The sequence below is a fragment of the Mucilaginibacter sp. P4_E8 genome, from assembly GCF_056401495.1.
The window spans coordinates 1-10,073 of record NZ_JBFUJG010000162.1 but is presented as its reverse complement, the minus strand read 5'-3'; the positions used below and the strand labels follow the sequence as shown (position 1 = coordinate 10,073).

Here is a 10,073-nt window from a genome sequence, read left to right as displayed (position 1 = left end):
GCTCCAGCCTATAACATAGGCCGAATCAATATGCATAACATCCATCAGGGCAGCAAAATCATCGGCCATCATTTCAAAGCTTAACGAATCGCGGTCATCGCGCGATTTACCATGCGCGCGGCTATCTACCGCTATAACCTTATATTTTTTAGCAAAGTATGGTATGTTACTGGCAAATGCATTTATGCTGCCTCCGTTACCATGTATAAGCAGCAGGGGTTTACCTGTACCATAAACCTCGGTATATAACTTTATACCACGAACACTATAATACCTGCCGGCAGCGGCATTATTGCCATAGGATGGTTTTGCTTCCTGGCTGCACCCAATTTGCATGAACGTGATACATACAAATAATAGCAGCAGCGATTTTTGAATTTGCATAAGGGTTAATAGTTATTTATATAATTAGAGCTAAATATATAATTTAAGGTGCATCCGGCATAGCACTTTAAGTCATGAACAATTTTAAGCAGGTGTATTTGCAAAATCTATGTTAACATGCTAACTAATATTACCTTTGCAATATTAATTTCAAAACTTTTAAACCATATGCGTAAAACAATATCTTAATAAGTATATTTTAGATATAATGTTTTTGATACCAGTACCAACTTATTTTCATGTCAGCTATTTGCCTAAAAAGTAATTATATAACCACATTTCTTTTTTTTATTGCGGGCCTGTTTAGCGCCACACTTTCTTTTGGGCAACAGGATGTTACAAATAGCAGCCGTTTTAAATTTAAAACTGTAATTATTGATGCCGGTCATGGTGGTAAAGATCCGGGTGCGCACGGGGCCTACTCCAAAGAAAAAAATGTGGCACTAAGTATTGCCAAAAAGCTACGTGACCTCATCTTAGATGAAACCACAGGTATTAAAGTTGTTATGACCCGCAGTACTGATGTTTTTATTGAGCTGCATAAACGTACCGATATAGCCAACAGCAATAATGGTAACCTGTTCATATCCATCCATTGCAATTCTTCGCCACAGCGCAGAGGCACCGAAAGGGGAACTTTACTGCTGGTATACGGTTTTCACCGCAGCCAGGAACAACGCGAGGCGCTTCGCGAAAACGCCGCTATCTATATTGAAAAAGATTATAAGGATAAATATAATGGCTACGGTGATGATGCTGTTGTAAACACCATTGTGCTCAATGCTTTTCAGCAAAAGTATCGCAAACAAAGTATCCAGTTTGGTGACATGGTGAACCAGGAATTTAAAAAAACTGACGGTCGCCATAGTCTTGGTGTAAAGGAGCAGGGTGTACTGGTGCTGGCACAAAGCGGGATGCCTGCCGTACTGGTCGAAACCGGTTTTATCAATAACCCGTCTGATGAGGAATACCTTAATTCAAGTAATGGACAAAGTGAAATTGCCCGGTCAATATTGCGTGCATTAAAACAGTATCGTAATAATTTGGAAGGACGTTAGTTGAGCTTAGGTTTATTAGTTTTATAACCGCCCTGACCCGGATGACCAGGAAAAAATAAGATTACCACAAAAAAAGAAAAGCCGGGCATTCATGCCCGGCTTTTCTTTTTTGCTTTGAGTTTGATTACTCCACTTTTGTAAATTTGACAATGGTACTACCGGTGGTAATACTAAGTGTAGTCGTGTCTATCTTATATGGGGTAGTATCAAATAAAACCTCACTAATGGGTGTGCCGCTGCCATTTACGTCAGTTGCTGAGTTTTGTTTCTGATTTAGTTTAACATAGAGGGCTGTACCATTGGTATCAAACACACCTTTATAAAGCGTGCTGTTTGCTGTGGAAGCAGGGGTCGCATAAACATCAACAAGTAATGTTGAGGTTAAAGTGCCTTCATAAAAAGTAAGTGTTTGTACACTATCACCCTGGGCCACCCGATGTATAGTCCTTTTCCATGCGCCAATCAGGTTTTTATCTTCAGTTGATCCTGGAAGTATGTTTTTGTCTTTTGTGCAGGATTGCAATGCTGTAATAAAACCTAAAGAAACAACCAGCATCGCTGCCTTAGTATAATAGTTTTTGATGTCCATAGTAAAAATTTAAGTTATAAAATTGTATGTTTTTATTAATAACGAAAATTAAACAAGGTTGGGTACAAAGAGTTTTATTAAAAGTTAACTTTTTTGGAAATTTCATAAAAAGCAGCTGTAACGCATCGCTTAAAAAATAAAATTGATGTTTACTTAAAACGGTTTATTGGCGGCAAACAAACAATTATATGAACCATCAGGTGCTTATTCCTGTTACTTAAAATAACATGCTTTGCAAAAGATTATCATTAACTATGGTTAACAGTTACTGGTATTTGTTTAGCTTAGTTATAAATTTAATTATCGTGGAACCTTTTATAGTAACCATTGATGGAGTGAATTACCAGGTAAGCCTTCATTCAGCATTTCCAAGGCTATTTGATGTTTTTAATAAAGATGTTAATTATACTATAGGTAAAACCGATGCTGGTAACTGGGTTTATATAAAACATGAGCCGCTGTCTGCAATTATCCCAATAACGGAAATTGGCGATGCTATTGATGATCATGTGGCTGAACAGTGATAATTTATAACTGATTGCTATAGCTCGCTGCTTTTACGATCCTCCTTTTTTTATTAATGCCCACTAAAATGGTAGAGATTTGTCATCAAATTTTAATAAAAAGATGTTTAAACACTTATTTTAAAAAAGATCAAAATCATTTATATACTTTTGGGCCATAAACAAAAGAAATTTAAAAAAAATTAAGCGCAATGAAAAAGATTTTTATCCTGCTAACATCAGTGTTTTTGTACACGGCAGCATCGGCACAAACTACCTGGACTGTTGACAAAGCACACTCAAATGTTAAATTCACTGTTACCCACTTGTTGGTAAATGACGTTGACGGCACTTTTAAAACTTATGATGCTACTATCACTTCAGCAAAACCTGATTTCAGCGATGCTAAAGTTGCATTTACAGTGCAAACAGCTTCTGTAAGTACAGAAAATGATAACCGCGATACTCACTTAAAATCTGCTGATTTTTTTGATGTTGCCAATAAACCAGCACTTACTTTTACCAGCACTGGTATCTCTAAAACATCTGATAAGCATTATGCGGTAACTGGTAATCTTACTTTAGCAGGTGTTACTAAACCGGCTACATTTGATTTATGGTACCGTGGTACTATCACCAACCCAATGAGCAAGGCTGATGATGCAGGTTTCCAGTTAACCGGTACTATCAAACGTTCTGATTTTAATTTTGGTAGTAAATTTGGTTCAGCTATGTTAAGCGACGAAGTAACTATCAAAGCTAACGGTGAATTTGCTAAAGCAAAATAATTAATTGACTGATATATAATAACGTTGCGGCGTGCTCATGCAAATGGGTACGCCGTTTGTTTTTTTAAGGAAGGTGCTTAATCGTCAGACAGGAGTTGTTTAATGGTATCAAACCATAACTGGTTTTTGGTACCAAAAAAGCCATGGTCAATAATAAGGTATATGGTATTATAACCGTCGCCGGCTTTGTAAACTAATCTTAAGGGTTGCCAAAACATACCATTATTTTTAACAAGTGAGCGTTTATACACATCGTCAAATCCCAGGTATATCTGCTCCAGTTTATTAAGAGGGATATTAAGATAATTATAACCATCAATCACCAGGCTGTCGGCGGTCATTATAATTTCACCCTCGCGATGGTGCGGGGGTGGCGTAAGCGAAAAAAGTGTTCCGCCTTCATCAATTAATGTGCATGCTGCAATTTCATAATCATAGCTCCACATGGCCTTGCCTATCTGTAAAATTTGCATTGCTTAAATATCAGTATTTTAATTGGTAACTGCAACCGGGTAATTTTGTGTTAACTTATGCGCTAAGTAAAATCCCTATCTTTGATATGCGAAACTATTTTTTCGTAATATTTATCATATGGCTACAGAAGTTAAGTGCCCCAATTGCGGTTTTGGTTTCCCGATAGAGGAGGTGATGGCCGAGGAGTATAAAAAGGAACTCCGGCTTAAAATGCAGGATTATACCCGCCAAAAAGAAGACGAGTACCGTAAAAAGGACGAAGAATTTTTACAAAAGGAGCGTCAGCAAAAAGATGCTTTTGAACAGCGGCTAATTGAAGAGAAAAAGCAATTACAACTGGCAATGGARCAAAACTTACGCAAATCCATAAGCCAGGATTTTGAGAACCAATTGCTAATGCTCAAAACTTCGGCGCAGGAGAGCGAAGAAAAGCTGAAACTCTCACGCCAAAAAGAGCTTGAATTTTTACAGCGCGAAAAGCTTTTACAGCAAAAAGAAGAAGAAATGGAGCTTGCCCTGCAGCGTAAATTGCAAGAGCAGCGTAATGAACTGAGCGAACAGATCAGGAAGCAGGAAAATGAGCGCCATAGCATAAAGGATACCGAATACCAGCTAAAAGTAAAAGAGTTGGAAAAGCAACTTGATGATCAGAAAAAGCTGGCCGAAGAGATGAAGCGTAAAGCCGAGCAGGGTTCCATGCAGTTGCAGGGCGAAGCGCAAGAACTGATACTGGAAGAACTACTGCGCAATTATTTCCCTTTTGATGTGATAAGCGAGGTAGGGAAGGGCGTACGTGGTGCCGACTGTGTGCAAACCGTGCGTAACCAGTTTGGGCAGGAGTGCGGCCGTATTATATATGAAAGCAAGCGCACTGCAACTTTTGGTACCGACTGGATAGAGAAGCTTAAAAAAGATATGCGCAGTGTTGGCGTTGATGTGGCTGTGATTGTTACCCAGTGCTACCCGAAGGGTATGGATTGTTTTGGCGAAAAAGATGGTGTTTGGATCTGTAGTTTTGATGAGGTGAAGGCGGTTTCCTACATCCTGCGCGATGGGGTGATCAAGCTGTCAAACCAGGCACGCTCGCAGGATAATAAGGGCGATAAAATGCACCTGCTGTATGATTATTTAACCAGCAGTGAGTTTTCTGAACAGTGGAAAGCCATTCGTGAGGGATATATGAGCATGCGCCTGTCCATACAAAAGGAGCGCGATGCAATGGAAAAAATGTGGAAATCGCGCGAGAAGCAACTGGATAAAGTGTTATTGAACGCCGCTCACATTAAAGGAAGCGTTGAGGGAATTGCAGGAAGTGATTCCATTCAACTTAGCTTAACCGATGATGAAGACGCTCTGTTGTTGGAATAATTGTAAAGATTAAGTTATAATCAATATGCAAAGGCCGGCCAGCACATGGCTGGCCTTTTGTACTATTAAAATTTACTATCTTAACCTCCTGAACCTTTGCTGTCGTCAGAGCTTCAAACCATTTTAAAACGCACTCATATACTTTGTTTTTACCATATGAAAAAGATAGGTTTCCTTTATTTATGTTTGGTTTTGATAGCTATGGGCACAAAGCCAGCCCGGGCACAACAATCTTCCAACAAACTTCCGCAACTGTTGCTCAGGCTTGATGATATCGGGATGAACCACTCCGTAAATATGGCGGCCGAAAAGGTGGCTAAAACCGGGATGCCTGTTTCTGTATCTTTACAATTTGCTTGCCCATGGTACCAGGAAGCTGTTGAGATACTGAAAAAATATCCACAGGTAAGTGTGGGCGTGCATTTAACGCTTACATCCGAGTGGAAAAACTACCGCTGGGGACCAGTATTGGGACGTACGGCGGTACCCAGTTTGGTTGATAAGGATGGTTACTTTCCGCAGTCAACAAGGGCATTTGCCAAAAGCGGTTACAAGCTTGATGAGGTTGAAAAGGAATTATCAGCACAAATTGAACGTGCCCTGGCTTCGGGTCTAAAAATAAGTTATATAGACCCGCACATGGGTATCGCATTATCAACTCCCGAATTAAGGGCGCTTACCGAAAAACTGGCACATAAATATAAATTGGGTATATCGATACTGAGCAAGGTTAATTACTTTGGCGAAACCTATAAGGAAATGTGGGGCGAGCCCATCGCCACTAAAAAGTCGGAATTTTTGGATTATGTAAGCAACAAGCTTGACCCAACCCGCCCAAACCTAATGGTATTACATACCGCTACGCCAAGCCCGGAGATGGATGTTTTAGTTGATATGAACAGCAATATGATGAACTCTAAAGATGGTAAACCACTTACAAGTTTACATCGCCAAACAGAGCTTAATGCCTTATTATCACCAGAGTTTAAAAGTATGATCGGCAAAAAGTTTCAGTTAATTAATTATCAGCAACTATTGGYCACCAAAGATATCAGCGTGCTTAAGACCTCAGACAAATAGCCTTTTTGAGGTTGCCTATTTTTTAGATGTAGCCACAATTACAATACCTCCAATAAGAATTATACCACCCAGGTAGGGTGGCCAGTTTACCGTTTTTTGCCTGTCGGCCGATACTTGTATAGGGCCCGCATCAATGATTTTTTCTTTTTTGGTGTAAGTAAAACCTGTCCAGATAAGCATTATCGCCCCTACTACAATGAGCACTATCCCTATAGTTTTGTTCATGACCGGTGGTTTAAAGTATGATATATATAAGAATACCTATTACATTAATTTGTTTGCCGGGGCAGGTAAAATATCATGACGACTGCTTTTTTAGGAAGTAAACTTTTATACAGAACGAGGGAGTTAGAGGGAACGAAATATAAAACTTTGTCATTCTGAGCGATAGCGAAGAATCTATTCGGAGACATACATAATCGAAAATCAGATTCTTCGCTATCGCTCAGAATGGCAATATGTAAAAAATTGCCACGCTATCGCTCTCAATGACGCGTGCAGAGTTAATGTATTTTCATTGGAGAGGAATTTAGGTGAGGCTATTCCGCTACATTCACCAGCTCCAATTTTGCCTGTTTTTCTTTTTTGTATTTACTCAGGTTAATCAGTAACACACTGCCTAATATAATAACCAGACCACCTATTTGTAAAAGTGAAATGCTTTCGTGCGCAAACAACACACCTAATATAACCGCTATAACGGGGTTTACGTAGGCATACGTACTTACCTGTGTTGCCGGGCGTACCTGCAAAAGCCATACATAAGCGCTAAAAGCGGCTATTGATCCAAAAATTATTAAATAAAGCAAGGCATACCAGCTATGTGCCGGGATATTTTGCCATTGCAAACCCTGTACTTCGTGGTGCAAAAAGCTTGATGGTAAAAACACCAGACCTGCAGACAGCATTTGCCAGGCCGTATTTACCGGGGCCGATCCCTGTGTGTTATAATGTTTTGAGTATAGTGAGCCTGATGCCCAGGCTAAAGTACCGGCAAGTAATAGCAGCATCCCCGGCAGTTTTGAACCACCAGCCGATGCTTCAAACAATCCGCCTATTTGCTCACTAAACAGTAAAACTACACCGGCAAAGCCAATTGCAAGGCCAATAATGGTGGTTTTACTTTTAAAATTCACACCCCAGTTAGGTTTGTCGAGTAATACAAACCATATTGGCGGCGATGATACCATAATAGCTACCATGGCACTCGGCAGGGTTTGTTCGGCCCAAATTACAGCCCCATTACCTATTACCAACAGTAAAAAGCCACTCACGGCAGCATGAATAATATTACGCTTAACAAAAATTTGCTCCCCTTTAATTACACACCAGATGAGCAGTAATATGCCGGCTATTAAAAAGCGAAGGGCGCCCAATAACATAGGTGGGAAACCATCAATCGCTATTTTTATAAAAAAGTAAGTTGATCCCCAAACCAGGTAAACGGTAGCGAATGCTATAATAACCAATAGGGGTGATGCAGGTTTTTGAGGTGTTAAGGCCATGATGATATTTATTTTTCGGGTATAACCAATTGTTGTTGTTCTTTAACAGTTTCAAGCACTATGGTGGTGCGGGTGCTTATAATGTTGGGTATTTTACTAAAGCGTTCGCGCATAATGCGCATAAGCGAGGCTGAATCATAAGTGCGCACCTTTACCAGGTAACAATCGTCGCCGGCAACGTGATGTACTTCCTGTACCTCTGGTATTTTAGCCAGTTCGAGTGTGGCTTTACTGTACCCCGGCCCGTCAGATGCTTTCATAAATATAAAAGCCAGTAATTTTTGTTGTAACGCCAACGGATTTATGCGGGTGGTGTATTGTTGTATCACGTTTTTTTGCTCCAGCTTTTTTACGCGCTCCAACACGCCCGAGGGAGCCATGCTCAGTTCACGGGCAAGGTCGGCATTTGATATACGGGCATTTTCCTGCATCAGGCGTAAAATGTGCAGGTCTGTTTTATCAAGTACTATTTCTGTTTCGCTATTCATTCTGTAATATTAGATAATTAAAGAATAAAATTCAATATATGTTATAAAAAATGAATTTAATTCGACAAAACTACACTATTAGTGTTTAAACAGATATTTAAGACAGTTGGGATATAACGGGAAATACAAGCCTGTAAGCAAGAAAAAAAGGAGCGAAGGATCTATTCGCAGATTTGGTACTTTAATCCCGGGATTGCAAAATGGAATAACAAAAAGCGCTAAAAAACAAACACCCGCCACAAACGTGGCAGGTGCAAGCAGATAAGGTATAGGTTTCTTAAATTACTTTTTGGCCAGCAAGTTTAGCAGTTTATCTGATTTGGTTTCATCAAAAGCAGTTTTAACATACTTGTACCCATTTTGGGTTGTAGCGGTAAGTAATTTAGCTTTATTTCCTTCTTCGTCTAAAATGTAAGCTGTACCGTTATCATTTATCCAATCAAAAAGTACATCTCTTGTAGTAATTCCGCGGTTCTGGGTATGGTCATCAATCCATACTAATGAGTTGATAGTCAGGTAGGGATTATCATGATCACCATTTGTTCTGTTTACTCCAGTTATTTGTATGGGCATGGCTAATAGTATCAGAGTTTAAATGTTTTAAAACTCTGAATTATATACCATCGGGTCAATCCGTGAAAACACGGTATTTTAATGAGTTTAAACACGGTGTTTTCACGGATTGATGGTTTGGCTAATTGTTTTTGAAATAATATGACAGGTGACTAAACCAAGCCGCTATATCTTGATGATCTTGTCCTTTTTGCGTTCGGTTGCTTTTTGATTATCCGGTTTGGGGATGTGCTTTATAATGGTTATTAGGGTACTGGCTATAAAGCCTGTAGCCTTTATCCCAAAATGTATAAATGGTTTCATTACCTCCCAGGCATTACCATGTGAAGGTTGCACTTCCGGATCTTGTTTTCCGGTCCTTTTTATTTCGCGTGATGCCATAACGTAGTTGTTTAGAGTTTATATACATAAAAACCCTGCCACAATCATATATAGTATAATATGGCTTAAATTAACATACATTTGATCACCCTAAATTGGTAAGCAGATGGAAATAAAGAATCATATAGGCCGGCTTATTATTCTTGTTAACGATTTTGATGAGGCATTAAACTTTTATGAAAAAAACTTTAACGCCAAAGTACTGGTTGATTATACCACAACAGAAGGCCAGCGATTTTTGCATATTGGCTTTGATACTGCTGATGCCATAGGAATATGGTTTTTGAAAGGTGGTGATCAAAGGGTCGGTAACCAAACCGCAGGCGAACCAACTTTTGTAATGTACACTAACGCGCTGGATGCCTTATATCAAAAGCTTTTAAAAAATGGAGTTAAAATAAAACTTAAGCCCGTTTATGCCGATGCTTACAGTTTTTTTCATTGTTATGATCTGTATGGCAACGAGATCATTGTAACGGAGTTGAAAAATACAGTTTCCTAAATGACCCTTTTAAGCTTTCTTCCTTAATTCAATCACTGTAATCTCGGGCCATATACCCAAACGTCCCGAAAATGCCAGGAAGCCAAATCCCCGGTTTACATATAGGTAACGGTTTTTTTCGTTAGCCAGTCCGGCCCAATCAAAATAGCGGTACTTTACCGGGCTCCATCTAAAGCCTGGAATTTCAATACCAAACTGCGCGCCATGTGTATGCCCCGAAAGTGTAAGATTTATGTTGGTGGTATTATAGCGCACCTGCTCTTCCCAATGGGTAGGATCATGCGATAGCAGGATCTTAAAGGCGTCTTTAGGCACGCCTTGCAAGGCTTTATTCAAATCGCCAACTTGTTTAAAGCCGCGCCCCCAGTTTTGTACACCAA

General features: G+C 39.6%; 15 protein-coding genes. 6 read left to right on the top strand and 9 right to left on the bottom strand.

The window, feature by feature from the left end; genetic code table 11:
• On the bottom strand, positions 1–384 hold a 384-nt coding region (locus tag AC1DRQ_RS27180), incomplete at its 3' end, for an alpha/beta fold hydrolase (protein ID WP_477428598.1).
• Positions 385–623: 239 nt separating this feature from the next.
• On the opposite strand from AC1DRQ_RS27180, the gene AC1DRQ_RS27175 reads away from it, so the two are divergent.
• Positions 624–1,442, top strand: coding sequence for an N-acetylmuramoyl-L-alanine amidase family protein (locus AC1DRQ_RS27175; protein WP_477428596.1), 819 nt, complete (start codon positions 624–626; stop codon positions 1,440–1,442).
• A 124-nt stretch (positions 1,443–1,566) separates the two neighbouring features.
• On the opposite strand, the gene AC1DRQ_RS27170 is transcribed toward AC1DRQ_RS27175, so the two are convergent.
• A complete protein-coding gene (locus tag AC1DRQ_RS27170) occupies positions 1,567–2,031 on the bottom strand; it encodes a hypothetical protein (RefSeq protein ID WP_477428594.1) in 465 nt (154 codons plus the stop codon).
• 305 nt (positions 2,032–2,336) lie between these two features.
• On the opposite strand from AC1DRQ_RS27170, the gene AC1DRQ_RS27165 reads away from it, so the two are divergent.
• Together AC1DRQ_RS27165 and AC1DRQ_RS27160 are read left to right on the top strand one after the other, a co-directional pair.
• A complete protein-coding gene (locus AC1DRQ_RS27165) occupies positions 2,337–2,555 on the top strand; it encodes a hypothetical protein (RefSeq protein ID WP_477428592.1) in 219 nt (72 codons plus the stop codon).
• A gap of 191 nt (positions 2,556–2,746) precedes the next feature.
• Positions 2,747–3,322, top strand: a complete 576-nt coding sequence (locus AC1DRQ_RS27160) for a YceI family protein (protein ID WP_477428590.1) — start codon at positions 2,747–2,749, stop codon at positions 3,320–3,322.
• 77 nt (positions 3,323–3,399) lie between these two features.
• Here the strand turns inward: AC1DRQ_RS27160 and AC1DRQ_RS27155 are convergent, their stop codons facing one another.
• Positions 3,400–3,795, bottom strand: coding sequence for a hypothetical protein (locus AC1DRQ_RS27155; protein ID WP_477428588.1), 396 nt, complete (start codon positions 3,793–3,795; stop codon positions 3,400–3,402).
• Positions 3,796–3,913: 118 nt separating this feature from the next.
• Between AC1DRQ_RS27155 and AC1DRQ_RS27150 the strand changes: the two genes are divergently transcribed.
• On the top strand, positions 3,914–5,164 hold the full coding sequence (locus AC1DRQ_RS27150; RefSeq protein ID WP_477428586.1) for a DUF2130 domain-containing protein: 1,251 nt from the start codon (positions 3,914–3,916) through the stop codon (positions 5,162–5,164).
• 156 nt (positions 5,165–5,320) lie between these two features.
• Positions 5,321–6,244, top strand: coding sequence for a ChbG/HpnK family deacetylase (locus AC1DRQ_RS27145; protein ID WP_477428584.1), 924 nt, complete (start codon positions 5,321–5,323; stop codon positions 6,242–6,244).
• 15 nt (positions 6,245–6,259) lie between these two features.
• On the opposite strand, the gene AC1DRQ_RS27140 is transcribed toward AC1DRQ_RS27145, so the two are convergent.
• The 5 genes from AC1DRQ_RS27140 to AC1DRQ_RS27120 form a co-directional block, all read right to left on the bottom strand.
• Positions 6,260–6,469, bottom strand: coding sequence for a hypothetical protein (locus AC1DRQ_RS27140; protein WP_429395813.1), 210 nt, complete (start codon positions 6,467–6,469; stop codon positions 6,260–6,262).
• Between the two features lie 314 nt (positions 6,470–6,783).
• Entirely contained in the window at positions 6,784–7,749 is a 966-nt protein-coding gene (locus AC1DRQ_RS27135; protein WP_477428582.1) for an EamA family transporter, read from the bottom strand.
• An 8-nt stretch (positions 7,750–7,757) separates the two neighbouring features.
• The gene (locus tag AC1DRQ_RS27130) at positions 7,758–8,237 is read right to left on the bottom strand and encodes an Lrp/AsnC family transcriptional regulator (RefSeq protein WP_429395818.1); all 480 of its coding nucleotides are present in this window, start codon (positions 8,235–8,237) and stop codon (positions 7,758–7,760) included.
• A 282-nt stretch (positions 8,238–8,519) separates the two neighbouring features.
• Positions 8,520–8,810 (bottom strand): DUF3892 domain-containing protein, encoded by a 291-nt coding sequence (locus AC1DRQ_RS27125; RefSeq protein WP_429395821.1) that lies wholly within the window; start codon positions 8,808–8,810, stop codon positions 8,520–8,522.
• A gap of 165 nt (positions 8,811–8,975) precedes the next feature.
• Positions 8,976–9,191 carry a hypothetical protein gene (locus AC1DRQ_RS27120; RefSeq protein WP_429395823.1) on the bottom strand — a complete coding sequence of 72 codons (216 nt, stop codon included), beginning with the start codon at positions 9,189–9,191 and terminating at the stop codon, positions 8,976–8,978.
• A 106-nt stretch (positions 9,192–9,297) separates the two neighbouring features.
• On the opposite strand from AC1DRQ_RS27120, the gene AC1DRQ_RS27115 reads away from it, so the two are divergent.
• Positions 9,298–9,693, top strand: a complete 396-nt coding sequence (locus AC1DRQ_RS27115) for a VOC family protein (protein WP_477428578.1) — start codon at positions 9,298–9,300, stop codon at positions 9,691–9,693.
• Between the two features lie 9 nt (positions 9,694–9,702).
• Here the strand turns inward: AC1DRQ_RS27115 and AC1DRQ_RS27110 are convergent.
• The coding region (locus tag AC1DRQ_RS27110; protein WP_477428576.1) for a metallophosphoesterase at positions 9,703–10,073 on the bottom strand (371 nt) is incomplete at its 5' end.